Source organism: Methylocella silvestris BL2 (assembly GCF_000021745.1).
Lineage (GTDB): Bacteria > Pseudomonadota > Alphaproteobacteria > Rhizobiales > Beijerinckiaceae > Methylocapsa > Methylocapsa silvestris.
The window spans coordinates 2154290-2169199 of the sequence record NC_011666.1; the positions used below are offsets into that span (position 1 = coordinate 2154290).

Annotated in this window: 15 protein-coding genes; 11 read left to right on the forward strand and 4 right to left on the reverse strand. The window is 63.5% G+C overall.

Translation table 11 applies throughout. From position 1 onward, the window contains the following. Nucleotides 1–225: 225 nt before the first annotated feature. The gene (locus MSIL_RS21285; protein ID WP_012590996.1) at nucleotides 226–417 is read left to right on the forward strand and encodes a hypothetical protein; all 192 of its coding nucleotides are present in this window, start codon (nucleotides 226–228) and stop codon (nucleotides 415–417) included. Nucleotides 418–755: 338 nt separating this feature from the next. On the opposite strand, the gene MSIL_RS10130 is transcribed toward MSIL_RS21285, so the two are convergent. After that, nucleotides 756–1724, reverse strand: coding sequence for an alpha/beta fold hydrolase (locus tag MSIL_RS10130; protein WP_148213067.1), 969 nt, complete (start codon nucleotides 1722–1724; stop codon nucleotides 756–758). 65 nt (nucleotides 1725–1789) lie between these two features. On the opposite strand from MSIL_RS10130, the gene MSIL_RS10135 reads away from it, so the two are divergent. Together MSIL_RS10135 and MSIL_RS10140 are read left to right on the forward strand one after the other, a co-directional pair. Next, a complete protein-coding gene (locus MSIL_RS10135) occupies nucleotides 1790–2410 on the forward strand; it encodes a TetR/AcrR family transcriptional regulator (protein ID WP_012590998.1) in 621 nt (206 codons plus the stop codon). A gap of 641 nt (nucleotides 2411–3051) precedes the next feature. Further along, nucleotides 3052–3696 (forward strand): zinc-binding dehydrogenase, encoded by a 645-nt coding sequence (locus tag MSIL_RS10140; protein ID WP_012590999.1) that lies wholly within the window; start codon nucleotides 3052–3054, stop codon nucleotides 3694–3696. Nucleotides 3697–3788: 92 nt separating this feature from the next. Here the strand turns inward: MSIL_RS10140 and MSIL_RS10145 are convergent, their stop codons facing one another. From MSIL_RS10145 to MSIL_RS10160, 3 genes are all read right to left on the reverse strand, one after another. Further along, nucleotides 3789–5099, reverse strand: a complete 1311-nt coding sequence (locus MSIL_RS10145) for an alpha/beta hydrolase (RefSeq protein WP_244406102.1) — start codon at nucleotides 5097–5099, stop codon at nucleotides 3789–3791. Nucleotides 5100–5543: 444 nt separating this feature from the next. Beyond that, nucleotides 5544–6050 carry a DUF1543 domain-containing protein gene (locus MSIL_RS10155; RefSeq protein ID WP_012591001.1) on the reverse strand — a complete coding sequence of 169 codons (507 nt, stop codon included), beginning with the start codon at nucleotides 6048–6050 and terminating at the stop codon, nucleotides 5544–5546. 239 nt (nucleotides 6051–6289) lie between these two features. Then, nucleotides 6290–7675, reverse strand: a complete 1386-nt coding sequence (locus tag MSIL_RS10160; RefSeq protein ID WP_012591002.1) for an aminotransferase-like domain-containing protein — start codon at nucleotides 7673–7675, stop codon at nucleotides 6290–6292. A 377-nt stretch (nucleotides 7676–8052) separates the two neighbouring features. On the opposite strand from MSIL_RS10160, the gene MSIL_RS10165 reads away from it, so the two are divergent. From MSIL_RS10165 to MSIL_RS10200, 8 genes are read left to right on the forward strand one after another with little or no spacing between them, the layout of a single operon-like run. Further along, complete coding sequence (locus MSIL_RS10165) at nucleotides 8053–8535, forward strand: MSMEG_0572/Sll0783 family nitrogen starvation response protein (protein ID WP_012591003.1); 483 nt, start codon at nucleotides 8053–8055, stop codon at nucleotides 8533–8535. A 32-nt stretch (nucleotides 8536–8567) separates the two neighbouring features. Beyond that, nucleotides 8568–9596, forward strand: a complete 1029-nt coding sequence (locus tag MSIL_RS10170; RefSeq protein ID WP_012591004.1) for a Nit6803 family nitrilase — start codon at nucleotides 8568–8570, stop codon at nucleotides 9594–9596. After that, complete coding sequence (locus MSIL_RS10175) at nucleotides 9535–10683, forward strand: MSMEG_0568 family radical SAM protein (RefSeq protein ID WP_049768144.1); 1149 nt, start codon at nucleotides 9535–9537, stop codon at nucleotides 10681–10683. The genes MSIL_RS10170 and MSIL_RS10175 overlap by 62 nt, the downstream gene beginning before the upstream one ends. Continuing rightward, complete coding sequence (locus MSIL_RS10180) at nucleotides 10680–11219, forward strand: MSMEG_0567/Sll0786 family nitrogen starvation N-acetyltransferase (RefSeq protein ID WP_012591006.1); 540 nt, start codon at nucleotides 10680–10682, stop codon at nucleotides 11217–11219. Before MSIL_RS10175 ends, MSIL_RS10180 begins: the two co-directional genes overlap by 4 nt. Then, complete coding sequence (locus MSIL_RS10185; protein WP_012591007.1) at nucleotides 11216–12187, forward strand: sll0787 family AIR synthase-like protein; 972 nt, start codon at nucleotides 11216–11218, stop codon at nucleotides 12185–12187. Before MSIL_RS10180 ends, MSIL_RS10185 begins: the two co-directional genes overlap by 4 nt. Beyond that, the gene (locus tag MSIL_RS10190) at nucleotides 12184–13329 is read left to right on the forward strand and encodes an MSMEG_0565 family glycosyltransferase (RefSeq protein WP_012591008.1); all 1146 of its coding nucleotides are present in this window, start codon (nucleotides 12184–12186) and stop codon (nucleotides 13327–13329) included. The genes MSIL_RS10185 and MSIL_RS10190 overlap by 4 nt, the downstream gene beginning before the upstream one ends. Then, nucleotides 13322–13609, forward strand: coding sequence for an MSMEG_0570 family nitrogen starvation response protein (locus MSIL_RS10195; RefSeq protein ID WP_012591009.1), 288 nt, complete (start codon nucleotides 13322–13324; stop codon nucleotides 13607–13609). Before MSIL_RS10190 ends, MSIL_RS10195 begins: the two co-directional genes overlap by 8 nt. Before the next feature lie 17 nt (nucleotides 13610–13626). Next, a complete protein-coding gene (locus MSIL_RS10200; protein WP_041368916.1) occupies nucleotides 13627–14910 on the forward strand; it encodes an MSMEG_0569 family flavin-dependent oxidoreductase in 1284 nt (427 codons plus the stop codon).

Sequence of the window (14910 nt, forward strand, 5' to 3'; positions counted from 1 at the left end):
CGCCAGCTTACGCGGCTTTCGCTTGGCCGATCAGACGTCGCCTGCAATGGCGAGCGCGGCGGCGACGCTTCCCAGGACGTCGATCTCGGCGCGCGGCCTTCATTGATAATCGGAATTGGCGATTTCCACTGAGAATTGGCCCGATAGTGGAGGCGGCCCCAGGCGGCGGACGGTTTGGATTTGACGGATTGACCAAGAAGCCGGGCTTTCAAAGGATGAAAGCCCATGGCAAAGCGCCGATCCCCTGACGTCGACCTCAAGCGGCAGGTCGCGCAGGAATATCTCGCCGGCGAGACGCTTTATGATCATGCGAAGCGACGCGACATCTTGCGCAAGCTGATCCGCGTCTGGGTTGAGATAGATTACTGGCGCTCTCGACGCGGACGCCCGCGCCACGGATTTGATCCCGGCATATGAGCCGCCATCGGCGCGCTTGAACGACCCGTCGGAGAGCCGCCGCCGAGAAAGCGGCCGCATCCGCAATCGCTGCGTCCCGTTCGCGTCTCGCTTTGCGAGCGACTTCGACTCTTCAAGCGCGATCTGCCCGGGTTCCGCTCGGCGCGTCCGCCCAGGCTCTGTCGGACGGTGGGGTCTATCTTTCCGATATAGCTATACCCCGTTTTGTTGCGTCATGGATCACCGATAGCCAGCAATTCTCTATCGCCTTGAGATGCTCGGCGCTCTGCTTGGAAGGCGTGGCGACGTAGAGAAAATTAGCATCCCGTTGCGCGAGTTCCGTGCGCCTCTGCGTTGGATCACTGCGGATTTTCTTTTGTCCAAAGGTTCGGCGGCAGAAAATTCTGCCGGCTGCTGAGCTCACTGCATATGGGCGCCACGCGCTTGTCCGGCCAAGGGTTCATGCCATCCCTCAACCACCGTACAGTGTCGAGCCAAAATCCTGCCGCGTGTCGATTATGAAATAGACCAAAGTGTCCGATCGCGTCGAAACCGAGATCGGCAGGCTCCAGAAGCACCTCTATTCGCGTGGCGCCGCGGTAGTATTCCAGAGTTCTCCCAATCGCCGGGACGGTTCCCAATTCATCATCGGACACTGCGATGGCCAGGATCGGCGCAGAGACTGCGGCAAAACGCTGGAGAACCTCCTTTCTTCCCGGTCGAGGGTGGCTCAGCTCCATGCGCGCGCGCCGGAAGCTCCACTCATTGGCGACTCCGGCGGGAAGATCCTCCAGCCAGCCCAGCCGCTTGCCGGGAAAGTAGCCCCAGAGCGCGGTGAATGCGGGCATGATCACATGCCATTTGAGGAACAGACGGGCGCGGCGGCTTCGCTCATAGTCGCGCCAATAGGCATATTGCGCTCCGACCGTGAGCATTCGGGAGATCGCCGGCGCATTTTCCGAAAGGCCGGGCAGGAACCCGCCGACGCTGTGACCGACCACGAATAAGGGAGCGTCCGGATCGCGAGCCTTGGCGAAGCGCAGCGCCGCGTCGAAATCCAGCTCCCCCCAATCCCGCCACCGATAACCGCAACCGCGCAGCCGCGCGGGCCGCGACTGTCCTATGCCGCGATAGTCATATGTCAGGACGCTGAAACCGTGTCCTGCGAGAAATGCCGCGTAAGAGTGATAGTAGCGGGCCAGCACGCCCGTCGCCGGATTGATGATGACCGTGCCGGTTCCCCCCGGCCCGGCTTTGGTCCAGAGATGGCCTCCGAGCGTCACGTCATCCCGGCAAGGGATCGCGATAGCTTGCGCCTCCGGCGCCACTAGATTCCCCGACACCAAGCCCCCGTCCTCGCATCAGCATTGAACGCTAATCTAGGGGAAGGCGGATGGCGCTTACACTCACTAGTCGGTATACATTGTTCATGGCCTCGACGAACCCCTCGACACGCGACCGCATCATCGCCGCGGCGTCCAAGCTGTTCTACAGTGAGGGCATCCGAAGCGTGAGCGTCGACGCCGTGGCGGAAAAGGCCGCCGTCACCAAGCGCACGCTCTACTATCATTTCAGCAGCAAGGACGAACTCATCGCCGCCTATCTCGAAGCGCGAGACCAGCCCAATCTCGCCCTGTTCAAGCGCTGGTTCGCCGAAACGGAGGGAGGGCTGGCGGACAAGATTCGAGGCGTCTTCCGCAACCTCGCGAAATCCGCCCGTCATCCAAAATGGAAGGGATGCGGGTTCCTCCGCACCGCCGCGGAACTCGCCAATATGCCGGGCCATCCGGCGATCAAAGTCGGCGCCGCGCACAAGAAGGGCTTCGAGAATTGGCTGCGCCTAACTTTCGAGGCGGAAAGCATCGCGGGCGCCCCGGCTCTGGCCCGACAGATGGTCCTGCTGCTCGATGGATCGTTCGCCGTCGTGCTGCTGCATCGCGATCCATCCTACATGGAAGCTGCCGGCGACGCCGCCTTCGCGCTCGTTAACGCGGCTGTTGGCGGCGGCCGGTAACAGAGCGGCTACGAAATGACGGGATCATCTGAGGAGACCGGGTCCGGGAGCAAATTCGGGAAATGCGTGGCTCGTTCGGCATCAGCGGCGCGATCACAGACCATTCAAAATCCGTCAGATCAAAGGGGGCCGCCAAAACCTCCATGACCTGAAGGTTGAATCACGCCCCAAGCGATTCGGTAATCCCATAGCTCTATGACCTAATTGTTTGGTCCGGGGGGGGGGGTCATGACGCTAAGCTAAGCCAGATGGCGGAGGAGGCGTTATGGCAGGCATTCTTCATGGCAGCCCCTCTGCAGCCTTTCCAACGACGCTTCGCATCGCTGGAACCTTGGGCTGCTCCGCCCGAACAACGCCGCGAGTTCGAGCCGAACTCCAAGCGTCGAAAGCTGCGGCGAGCGTCCTCGCCAAGCGGCATGGCTGAGCCGGACGACGGGTGAACAAATGGCGCTCGGGATCTGGGACAGCCGACGGGCCAATGGACCGTGGGACTGTCGCAGCATCGGTCTGACTCCGAACGAGGAAGCCATGATCGTCGCCTTTTGTCAGCGACGCTCCTGCCGCTCGACGACGTCACGGGTGCCTTCGCGACAGCATCCCGAAGCTGACGCGATCGAGCCGGCGCCGCTGCCTCGTACGCCATGGCGTTTTCCGCCTGCCGGCCGCCTTGGGTTGTGCCGATTCCCGACGATCTCGATGCGAAGGAAGCGGGACCTTTGTTGTGCGGCGGCGTTACCGTCTTCACGCCGCTTAAGGTTTTTGACATCCGGCCGACAAATCGGGTTGGCGTCGTGGGCATCGGCGGCCTTGGCCATATGGCGCTGAAATTCGCAAAAGCCTGGGGCTGGGAGGTGACCGCATTCACCTCGACGGACTCGAAAGCCGCCGAGGCGCGGGCATTTGGGGCGCATGACGTGGTCAACTCCCGCAACGGCGACGATCTGAGAAAGATCGCAGGCACATTGGATCTGTTACTCGTCACGGTTAATGTACCGCTGGACTGGCCCGCAATGATGGCGACGCTGCGACCGAAGGGACGTCTCCACGTCGTCGGCGCGGTGCTGGAGCCGATACCTGTCGCGGCGTTTCCAATCATCATGGGACAGAACAGCTTTTCGGGTTCTCCAAACGGCTCGCCAACAACGACCGCCGACATGCTGAAGTTTGCCGCGCGCCACAAGATCGCGCCGCAGATGGAGCACTTCCCGATGTCGAAGGTGAACGACGCGATCCAGCGTCTGCTGGACGGCAAGGCGCGCTACAGGATCGTGCTCGATGTCACATAGCCGTTAGAAACTAGGTCGCCGCGACGACGGCCGCGGCGACTTGAGGGGCTCGCAGATGCAGGTCCCGGATTTTGAAGCACATTGCAACAGTTCTATCGATGGCCGCCATAACCATCGAGGCGATTCTTGGCGAGCCATTGTGAAAAGATGTCGGCGATCTGCAGATTGTTCGCATCGGAAAACGAGAAATGCGTGTTGCCGCGAATCCCGATATCCGGCAGGTGGAGTATCGAGGCGTTGCCGCCGTGTTTGTTGATCGCCGCCACCATTTGCTGCGCCATCTTGAAGCGGTTCAGCCAGAGCTGCACGCGCGGATAGGGGCTTGACTGCGCGGAAAGCCCGTCGCCGAACTGCATCCGGATCGGGATTTTCGTGAGCTTGAGAAAATCCGACAACGGCACGGGGTTCGGGCTCAGCAAGGTCGGCCCGCTGCCGAGCGCGGGCGGAAGCTCATTGGATGGAAAAGCGTAGTCCGGGTTTCCGCCACCGGGCTCGTAGGCATAGATCGCCTTGACGTTCGGGCTCTTCATCGCCGTAAGCCAGCCAAGGACGCCGCTGGCGGAGTGGATGATCAGGATGCACGGTCCTATCTCTTCGAGAAGCGCCGCCACTCCATCGGTGATGACGTTTCTGTCTTGCGGCCCTGTGTCCGGCGTCGCCCAACGGAAGAATTGGTTGAGCGCGGGCGAGTTGATTCCCTGTTTTGCCTGCGGGAATTGACTGTTCGGAAAAAACTTCGGCCAGACGCCGAGTCGCCACGCAACAAAAAGATCTTGTTCTCCGGGCGTTGGCGTCAGAGTGGTTCCTACCGTGGTGTTGCCTGCGCGAGCGCGTCGCGGCTGATCGATGATGTAGACGCCAAAATTGCGGCGTAGAAAAATCGATTGATATCCCTCGCGCCCATCGGGCGTCGTCTCAAAGCTCTTGCCGCTCTGACCGCCGCCCGGCCAAAACACCAGTGGAAGAGAACGCGGATTTTGCGGGATTTGAAACTGCGCGTAAGCATGATCGCCGTGAAGAGTCTGGCCGGGGCCGCCCGTCACCGTCGGATCGAACACGCCTGGCGTCTGGAGCACAGAACCGCCTGCCATGAAGCTGCCCTGCCGAGCGATGACGAGGGGACCGTTGCCTGCGGGATGATTGGCCGAGGAATTATCGAAATCTTGCGCCTGCGCTTGCTTGCTTTCCATGCTCAAAACAGGCAGCGAGGCGAGAGCGGCGCCAGCTTTGGCGAAAAATCTGCGCCGGGTGTCGTTTATGCTACCTCCGCCGGCCCCTCCCATTTGCGACACGACGGACTCGAATGCTTCTTTGATTTTCATTGTGTAGGTCCTGCCTGGTTGAATCGCTGCTTCGAAAGATGGTACCAACCCTGGATTGATCGCTGCTGTTTCGCCGGGCATCAAGCTGCCTTTTTCACCCCGCTCGCCCGGCATCGGACCGCTAAACTTGCTTGCAGGTCTTCCATGAAATTCCGCTCATACAATAAAATTGCTCCGAGCCGACGCTGGCCGGCCGCGAAGCACAGTCGCCGGAATCAATCCGCGCGCGCGGATCCCGAAAGAGGAAAATGCCGCCTTCATCGAGGCGATGCGGACGAAAGTGGCGAGGGAAAATCTCGAGACGGAGATTACGAGTCTGCGCAGGGCGATTTCAGCACGCGCGACGTCTTGAATGGCCCCGCGACTTTCCGGGCGAGGGCAATGTGTGGCAGCCCGTATTCTCAATTGCGGACGGCGCTGCTACATTGTTACAGATATGGGACGGAATCCGTTTGCCTGCATTCCCACGCGCCTCCGCTTCCCTGCCTGCCGATTTGGAGGCGGTGCGGTCCGCTGCAGGTCGGGTCATCCGATCGGCGTGTAGTTGCAAGTGAAATTGAAAGGCTTGTAACTGCTCGCCTTCGCCAGATTCAAGAAATATCCACATCGGCTCATCATTGCCGTGACGTCGACCGCCTTCTCGACTTCGAAAGCATTATCCTTGTGAGGCGAGGCCCAACCTTGTATCCGGCTCAGGGCTTTGTTGGCCGCGGCCTTCGCATCAGACGCGACAAGCAGCATGTTCTTATGCAGTTCGGTAAATTCCTTCGGGTCATATCCGCCCATATTGACGAAAAACAATTTCGTTGCATCGTCAGGCGGCCCTTCGGTTGTGACAGCCACGTCGTATCCATCAGCCTGCTCGACTTCACCCCAGCAGTCCAGATGCAAGCTCTTCGGATCGCCCCACCACTGCTTGCGTAGGTCGTCACGGCAATCCTCTGGCGCCTCTCCAATCGAGAACCGGATGTCGTGCAACTCCACATTCGAGTTTCCACAGTCGCCGCCGATATAAAACATGAACAGCTTCATGACATCTCCGAGGATTTTATGAGCATGGTCCTGACGCGCCGATTTGGGCCTGCGCCGAGCCACAGCGGAATCGGTCGGGCTCTCGTGACAGCGCTGACGGTTGGAGCGCTCGATTTTGCCGATCTTGGCTTCGAGGTCCCGCCTGGTAAAGATCGCGCCATCGATGAGACGCGGCGCGACAGACGCCGAGCTTCTCCAGCGTAAGGCGCGCCACAGATGCGATGGCGCGACCAGCCGCCTCACAGAAATTGCAGCGCATGCGCCGGCGATTGCGCCAGCGCATGCGCGATATATTCCAGCGCTGAGCGGATCTCTTCGCGTCCGGTCGGACCGCCGATGCAGATGCGGATCGCCTCGATCGGATCGCCGCCGACGGTGAAGGCGTCGCTGGCGACGACGCCGATCCGGGTCGATCCCATGTGGCCGATGAAGGCCGAACGGGTCCAGGGTTTTGGCAGCTCCATCCAGAGATTGAAGCTGAGGCGATCGGAGCGGAAGCTGCCCTTTGGCAGAATGTCGGCGGCGAGTTGCTGACGCGCCGCGGTCTCGGCGCGGATGAACCGCAAAATGGTGTCGGCGGCGCCGTCCTCGATCCAACGCGTGGCGATGGCCGCCGTCAGCGGCGAGGCCATGACATTGGCCGCCCGCATGGCGGCGGCGAAAGGCCAGCCGGAGCGCGCGTCGGGCGCGACAACATAGGCGGCGCGCAGGCCCGCGCCTATGCATTTGGCAAGGCCCGCCACATGCCAGGTGAGGTCGGGCGCAATGGCCGCAAACGGCGGCTGGCCTTGCGTGGGAATGAAGCCATAGGCGTCGTCCTCGACAATCGGGACATTGTAGCGCCGCGCAACCGCGGCGATCGCGACGCGCCGCGTCGCGGGGATGGTGAGCGTCGTCGGATTGTGCAGCGTCGGATTGAGATAGATCGCCTTCGGCTTCAGCGTCTCGCAGGAGGATTTGAAGGCGTCAGGGTCGACGCCGTCCGCGTCCATCGGCAGGCCGACCAGTTTGAGGCGCAGCTGCGCGGCGATGGCGCGCATGCCGGGATAGGTCAATTCCTCGCACAGGACGACGTCGCCGGGGGCCGCCAGAATGCTGAAGATTCCAAGCAGGGCCGGATGCGCGCCCGGCGTCACGAACAGACGATCCTGCGAGGGAACGAGCGAGCGCCGGCCGAGCCAGGCGGAGGCGGCGTCCTTGTCCGCCGGAGAGCCGCCGAAGGCCTGATAACGTAGCAGCGAAACGAGATCGCGGCTGACCTCCGCCACGCCATCCTGCATCCGCGCAATCAGGGCCGGATCGTCCGGTTCGGGAGGCAAATTCATCGACAGATCGACGAAGTCGCTGCGCGCAGGCCTTGGAGGCGGCGGCGCCTGACGCGGCGGCGCGCAGACGAAGGTGCCGCGGCCGACGCGCGATTCAACAAGACCGCGCTTTTTCGCCTCGACATAGCCGCGCGCGACTGTGGTGAAGTCAACCCCGAGCCGGGCGGCGAGCTGGCGCTGCGGCGGCAGACGATCGCCAATCGAGAGCCGGCCGCTGCGGAGGTCCTCGGCGATGAGATCGGCGATGGCGAGATAACGCGGCTTGTCGCTGCCGGTGAGGTCGGGGGTCCAGTCAGGCATGGGTTAAGCCTCGGGGCGCGACGGATTGGGGCGCGTAAATTGACTGCATATTGTTGCATCCGCTTGGGCGTGTCGGCAAGGATTAATTTTACGAGCAGGCTTGGCGAGTAGTTTTTGGCGACCGCATTGGCGCGGGCCCTGGCGAGGCTTGATGCGGGCGAGATAGGCGGATGGGGCGCCGCCGATTTGAGCGCAATGCCCTGAATCGGATTGACCGCGCTCAAATGACTGGCAGGAGCAAAGCTATATTGAATGTATAATTGAATGTATTTTGAATGCCTTTATACGCACACGTAAAAAACAATCAATTGGCATATTGATTGCAACTCTCTTGGCGTCCGCCCGCTTCAGCGGCCATTCAAGCCAAGGAGAACATTATGCCTGCCGTCGTCAAGCCAGCCAATCAAAAGGGCGACTTTCTCGTCGACTATGAGGAAAAGAAATTCGAAGACGTGAAAGCCCAGCCCGGCGAGAAGGCCCTCGTCACCTTTCATACCGTCGCCTTCGAAGGCTCGATCGGCTTCGTCAATCTGCTCCAGACCTCGCGGCTCATCCAGAAAGGTTTTGAGACCTCCGTGCTGCTGTATGGGCCGGGCGTGACGCTCGCCCTCCAGCGCGGCTTTCCAAAACTCGGCGACGAGGCGTTTCCGGGCCATCTCAACTTCAACAACCGCATCGAGAAGATCATCGCCGACGGTGGCAAGGTCTATGCCTGCCGCTTCGCGCTACAGGCGCTTTACGGCCACGGCGAGGGGGCCCTGATCCCCGGCGTCATCCCGATCAGCCCGCTCGACGTGCTCGACCTCGTTCTCCTGCATCGCCGGGACAACGCCTTCATTCTCGAAACCTGGACGCTCTGACCTTGGCCGCGCCGCTTTCGAAGGGAGCCGTGATGGCTGAAACAAGACGCGTTCGCGCCGCGGCGGTGCAGATCGCTCCCGATCTCGACAGCCTCGCCGGGACGATGGAGCGCGTTCTCGCCGCCATCGCCGAGGCTGCGGGAAAAGGCGCGGAGCTCGTGGTTTTCCCCGAGACTTTCGCGCCCTGGTATCCTTATTTCTCCTTCGTGCACCCGCCGGTCCTGACCGGAGCGGAGCATATTCGGCTCTATGAGAACGCGGTTGTCGCGCCCGGCCCGGCGACGGAGGCGGTCGCCGCCGCGGCTCGAAAATTCGGCGTCGTCGTCGTCCTCGGCGTTAACGAGCGCGACCATGGAACGCTCTACAATACGCAGCTCGTCTTCGACGCTGATGGCGCGCTCAAACTCAAACGCCGCAAGATCACGCCGACCTATCATGAGCGGATGATCTGGGGGCAGGGCGATGGCTCGGGCCTCAAGGTGGTCGAGACGCGCGTTGGCCGCGTCGGGGCGCTGGCCTGCTGGGAACATTACAACCCCCTCGCCCGCTACGCCCTGATGGCGCAGCATGAGGAGATCCACATTGCCCAGTTTCCGGGCTCGCTGGTCGGCCCGATCTTCGCCGATCAGATCGAGGTGACGATCCGCCATCACGCGCTGGAATCCGGCTGTTTCGTCGTCAATTCCACAGGCTGGCTGACCGAGGAGCAGATCGCGCGCATCTGCCCCGAGGAGCCTTTGCGCAAGGCGCTGCGGGGCGGCTGCATGACGGCGATCATCTCGCCGGAAGGCAAGCATATCGTCCCGCCGCTGACCTCCGGCGAGGGCATTCTGATCGCCGATCTCGACATGAGCCTTATCACCAAACGCAAGCGGATGATGGACAGCGTCGGCCATTACGCGCGGCCCGAATTGCTCAGCCTTAATCTCGACAACCGCGAGGCGCCGCCGTTGCGCGCCGCTTCTCCCTTTGCCTCATTTCCGGCGGAGAGTTTTTCCGATGAAACCCTTGCAGCATCCCATCGAATTAGAGCCCTTGAAGACGGAACGCTTGATCAATGAGCTACAGTCCTTGGGGGTGCGGCTCATCGATCCGGACGCCGGCGCGAGCGGGCGGCGCGGCGGCGCTGGCCCGTCCGATCACAAGGCGCTGACCATCGACGGCCTGACGATCATGGCGCCGGTGCACACCGCGCCCGCCTCGGGCAGCCCCTATCTCGTCGAAAAGCCCGACGCCTCTGGCCGTAGCCGCATCCTGCGCGACGGCCTTCCGCTGGGCGTTGTCTCCTTCCCGGCGCAGCCCAAATTCTACGGGCTCACGACGGCGGACGGCGTCCCCTATTCGAAGATCGCGACGCTGCACGGGCGCGACGTGCTGGCGACGACGGTGCTGCAGAGCTGCGTGCGCTACAAAAGCCGCGCCAAGACGTGCCAGTTCTGCGCCATCGGCGAGTCGCTCGCGGCCGGCCGGACGATCGAGCGCAAGACCCCGGCGCAGCTCGCCGAAGTGGCGAAAGCGGCGGTCGAACTCGACGGCGTCAGGCATATGGTGATGACCACCGGCACGCCTCCCGGCAAGGATCGCGGCGCCGCCATCCTCGCCGAGAGCGCCGCCGCCGTGAAGGCCGCCGTTGATTTGCCGATCCAGGTTCAGTGCGAGCCGCCGGACGACGACGCCTGGTTTGGCCGCCTGCGCGAGGCCGGCGCCGATGCGCTCGGCATGCATCTTGAGGCGGTCACCGACGAGGTGCGCGCGCGCATCATGCCAGGAAAAGCACAGGTTCCCGTGGAGCGCTATTTTTCCGCCTTCCGGGCCGCCGTCCCTGTGTTCGGCCGCGGACAGGTCTCGACCTATATTCTCGCCGGCCTTGGCGACGCGCGCGACGACATCCTCGATATCTGCCGGCGCCTGATCGATATCGGCGTCTATCCCTTCGTCGTGCCCTTCACGCCCATTTCCGGCACGCCGCTCGAAAATCACCCGACGCCTTCCCCCGCCTTTATGGACGACCTTCTAGCGCCGCTTGCTTTGATGTTGAGCGAGGGCGGCCTTGCCTCCTCCGACGTCAAGGCGGGCTGCGCCAAATGCGGCGCCTGCTCCGCGCTCTCCGCTTTCGAGCGCCGCGCCAATACGGGAGGCCGGGCATGATCTTCGAGCCTTTCAAAAACTTCGCGGCGACCGCATTCCAGATCAAATACGCCACGGAGCCGTGGGAGCGCCGCGGCGCAGGCGCGCTACGGCGCGCCGTGTTCTGCGACGAGCAGCAGATCTTTTCGGGCGACGACCGCGACGCCATCGACGATGTCGCAACCCCGATCGTCGCGCTTTCGATGCTTGGCGTCGCCGCCGACGCCGTGGTCGGCGTCGTGCGCATCCATGAGACCGCGCCCGGCCTCTGGCAGGGCTCGCGCCTTGCGGTGGCCGCCGACTATCGCAAAGTCGGCGCGCTCGGCGCCGCGCTGATCAAGCTCGCCGTCGCTTCGGCGCACGGACGCGGCGCGACCCGCTTTATCGCCCAGGTGCAAAGCCAGAACGCGCTCCTGTTCCGCAGAATGCATTGGCGGACTCTCGATGAAATCGAGTTGCACGGCCGGGCGCATCATCTGATGGAGGCCGATCTTTCCTTCTATCCGCCCTTCGGCGCGCCCGAACAGGGTTTTATCGCGCTGCGGAGGGCGGCATGAGCATCGATCTTTTCGCTCTCGCATGCGCGCTTCGCGCCGCGCCGGGTCTCGCGGCCAAGACCGACATCGGGCATGCGACAGCGCGGCTCGGTCTCTCCGGCGCCTTACCCATCCCGACCGGCGATGATTGCGCGGCAATTCCCGACGGCGATGGATGGCTGCTCTTCGCCATCGAAGGTTTTATCAATGAATTCGTCGCCGCCGACCCCTGGTTCGCCGGCTGGTGCGGCGTCATGGTCAATCTCTCCGACATTGCGGCGATGGGCGGGCGCCCGATCGCGCTGGTCGACGCGCTCTGGGCCGACGGCGAGGCCGGCGCCGATCCCCTTCTCGCCGGCCTTCGCGCCGCCTCCGAGCGGTTCGGCTCGCCGCTGGTCGGCGGTCACACCAACCTTCGCGCCGGCCATGGCCAGTTGTCCGTCGCAGCCCTCGGCCGCGCCAGGCGCCTCTTGACCAGTTTCGACGCGCAGCCCGGGGATCGTCTCATCGCCGCGATCGACTTGCGCGGGCGCTACCGTGACCCCTTCCCCAATTGGGACGCGGCGACCAGCGCGCCCGCCGAGCGGCTGCGCGGCGATCTTGAGCTGTTGCCTCAGATCGCTGAGGCCGGCCTGTCGCGCGCCGCCAAGGACATTAGCCAGGCCGGGCTCGTCGGCACGGCCGCCATGCTGGCGGAATGCTCCGGCGTCTCCATCACGATCGACGTCGACGCCGCGCCACGGCCCAGCGGCGTTCCGCTCGAGCGCTGGCTGACGAGCTTTCCGAGCTTTGGCTATCTCATCGCTGCGGCCCCCGCAGCCGCGCCCGCAATCATTGCGCGCTTTTCCGCGCGCGGCATCGCCGCCGCCGAGATCGGGGAAGTGGCGGCAGGCGGGCGCGTCGCCATTACCGACGGCGTTTCATGCGAGACGATCTTCGACCATTCGAGCCGGCCGCTCCTCGGCTGCGGGCCACGGAGAGTTGCATGAGGATCGCCATTCTCGCCCATTCCACCAATCCGCGCGGCGGCGTCGTCCATGCGCTGGCGCTCGGCGATGCGCTGACGCGGCTTGGCCATGGGGCGGTCGTCCACGCGCCGGACGCGGCGGGCGCGGGCTTCTTCCGCAAGACGCTGTGCGACACGATTCTGGTTCCGGCGACGCCTTCCGGCCCCGGAGTGACCGGATTGGTCGAACGCCGCGTCGCCGATTATGTCCGCCATTTCGAGGCGCCGGCGCATCGCCGCTTCGACGTCTACCATGCGCAGGACGGAATTTCCGGCAATGCGCTCGCGACGCTGAAGCAGCGCGGGCTGATCCGCGATTTCATCCGGACTGTTCACCACATTGATGATTTCGCCGACCCGAGATTGCGCGCCCTACAGAAGCGCTCCATCACACAGGCAGGGCGCCATCTCGTCGTCAGCCACGCCTGGCGCAACGCGCTTGCCCATGACTTCGGGGTTGAGGCGGCGATCGTCGGCAATGGCGTCGACAGGCGCTGCTTTTCGCCAGCTCGAGACGGGAGCGAATCCGCGCTGCGCGAAAACCTCGGCCTTGGCGCGGGGCCGGTTTTTCTCTCCATCGGCGGCGTCGAGGCGCGCAAGAATTCGCTATGCATGCTCAGGGCCTTTGCCCGCCTCCAGAGGCGGCTGCCTTCGGCGCAGCTCGTCATCGCCGGCGGCGCCTCGCTGCTCGACCATGACGCCTATCAGCGGCAATTTTCTGACGCGCTGACGGAGCTTCGCCTGCCGCCCGGCGCCGTGATCCGCACCGGGCCGCTGGCGCAGGCCGTCATGCCGGCGCTCTACAGGCTGGCGGATGGGTTGGTGTTTGCCTCGCTCAAAGAGGGCTTCGGTCTGGCAGTGCTGGAAGCCATGGCGTGTGGCGTTCCGGTCATCGTCTCCGAGATCGCGCCCTTCACCGAATATCTTGGGCCTGACGACGCCGCCTGGTGCGATCCGCTCGATGTTGACTCCATCGCGCGCGCTATGACGGCGGCATTGCGCCCTCAGCTTCGCGCTCAACTCATAGAGAATGGATTCGCTGCGGCCGCGCGGCATGATTGGGACGCGACGGCGCAAGCGCATCTTGCCAGCTATGAAAGCCTGAAGGAAACCGCCGATGCCTGAGATGCGCTTTCTGATCCGCTGGCCCGACGGCTCGCCGGAGAGCTGTTATTCGCCATCGCTCGTCGTCAAGGACTATCTGACGCCGGGCGCCAGCTACACGCTCGACCAGTTCGTCGCCCTCAGCCGCGCGGCGCTGACTACAGCCAGCGCGCGCGTCGAGGCGCGCTACGGGCGCCCCTGCTCATTGGCGCAGGGGCAGCTCGCCAGCATCGAGGCTAAAGCCCGGCGCTTTGCCGAAATCTCCGACCCGCGCGTCACGGTCGACGCCTTTGAAGAATGAACGAAGAGATGAACGCCATGACAAATTCAGCCACAATTCCCCATATTCCCGTCGCCGTCGTCGGCGGCGGACAAGCCGGCCTCTCAATCAGCTATGAGCTCAAGCGCCGCTGCGTCGAGCATCTTGTGTTCGAGAAGAACACGGCGATGCACGTCTGGAGCACGCGGCGCTGGGACAATTTCTGCCTGGTCACGCCGAACTGGCAATGTCAGTTGCCGGGCTATCCTTACAGCGGATCGGACCCAGACGGCTTCATGAAGAAGGACGAGATCATCGCCTACCTTGAAGGATTCCTGAAAGCGGTTGATCCGCCGCTGCGCGAGGGCGTTGCGGTGCGCCGCGTCGCCGTTCGGCCAGAAGGCGGGTTTTCTGTCGAGACCAACGCAGGAAGCTACACCGCCGGACAGATCGTCGTCGCTTCGGGCGGCTATCATTTGCCGATCGTGCCGCGTATGGCCGAGCGGCTGCCGAAGGAGATTCATCAAATTCATTCCGAACAGTACCGCAACGCGGCTTCGCTGCCGGAGGGCGCAGTGCTCGTGGTCGGTTCCGGCCAGTCGGGCGCCCAGATCGCCGAGGATTTGCATCTGGCCGGCCGCAAGGTTCATCTCGCCGTGGGCGCCGCGCCGCGCTGCGCCCGTTTCTATCGCGGCCGCGACGTCGTGACCTGGCTCGCCGATATGGGCTACTATGACATGCCAGTCGACCGTCATCCGCTGCGCGAAGGCGTCCGCGACAACACCAACCATTATGTCACCGGACGCGACGGTGGGCGCGACATTGATCTGCGCCGGTTCGCCCTGGAAGGCATGCAGCTTTATGGCGCGCTGGACGACATCGACGGCGACGTGCTGACCTTCAGACCCACTCTGACGACGGCGCTGGACGACGCCGACAAAATCTACAACGGCATCAACGCATCGATCGACAAATATATCGACGAGAACGGCATAGAAGCGCCGCCGCCCTCCGTCTATGTTCCGCCGTGGGCGCCGCAGGAAGACCCACTGTCGCTGAGCCTCGACGAGACCGGCGTTACGACGATCATCTGGTGCATCGGCTTCCAGCCGGATTTTCGCTGGCTCGACGCGCCCGTTTTCAACGGCGGGGGCCATCCGCAACATCGCCGCGGCGTCACGCGCCAGGCGGGGGTCTATTTCCTTGGCCTGCCCTGGCTCCACACCTGGGGATCCGGACGGTTCAGCAGCGTCGCGCGCGACGCCTCTTTCCTTGCCGACCGTATCGAAGAACAGTTGGCTGGCGCGGCGGACGCGACCGAAACCGCGGAGAGTCTCTCGTGA

Coding starts and splice junctions, on each gene's coding strand:
- MSIL_RS21285 (WP_012590996.1), top strand. CDS start 226: ATGGCAAAGCGCCGATCCCCTGACGTCGACCTCAAGCGGCAGGTCGCG.
- MSIL_RS10135 (WP_012590998.1), top strand. CDS start 1,790: ATGGCGCTTACACTCACTAGTCGGTATACATTGTTCATGGCCTCGACG.
- MSIL_RS10140 (WP_012590999.1), top strand. CDS start 3,052: ATGGCGTTTTCCGCCTGCCGGCCGCCTTGGGTTGTGCCGATTCCCGAC.
- MSIL_RS10145 (WP_244406102.1), bottom strand. CDS start 5,099: ATGCCCGGCGAAACAGCAGCGATCAATCCAGGGTTGGTACCATCTTTC.
- MSIL_RS10155 (WP_012591001.1), bottom strand. CDS start 6,050: ATGAAGCTGTTCATGTTTTATATCGGCGGCGACTGTGGAAACTCGAAT.
- MSIL_RS10160 (WP_012591002.1), bottom strand. CDS start 7,675: ATGCCTGACTGGACCCCCGACCTCACCGGCAGCGACAAGCCGCGTTAT.
- MSIL_RS10165 (WP_012591003.1), top strand. CDS start 8,053: ATGCCTGCCGTCGTCAAGCCAGCCAATCAAAAGGGCGACTTTCTCGTC.
- MSIL_RS10170 (WP_012591004.1), top strand. CDS start 8,568: ATGGCTGAAACAAGACGCGTTCGCGCCGCGGCGGTGCAGATCGCTCCC.
- MSIL_RS10175 (WP_049768144.1), top strand. CDS start 9,535: ATGAAACCCTTGCAGCATCCCATCGAATTAGAGCCCTTGAAGACGGAA.
- MSIL_RS10180 (WP_012591006.1), top strand. CDS start 10,680: ATGATCTTCGAGCCTTTCAAAAACTTCGCGGCGACCGCATTCCAGATC.
- MSIL_RS10185 (WP_012591007.1), top strand. CDS start 11,216: ATGAGCATCGATCTTTTCGCTCTCGCATGCGCGCTTCGCGCCGCGCCG.
- MSIL_RS10190 (WP_012591008.1), top strand. CDS start 12,184: ATGAGGATCGCCATTCTCGCCCATTCCACCAATCCGCGCGGCGGCGTC.
- MSIL_RS10195 (WP_012591009.1), top strand. CDS start 13,322: ATGCCTGAGATGCGCTTTCTGATCCGCTGGCCCGACGGCTCGCCGGAG.
- MSIL_RS10200 (WP_041368916.1), top strand. CDS start 13,627: ATGACAAATTCAGCCACAATTCCCCATATTCCCGTCGCCGTCGTCGGC.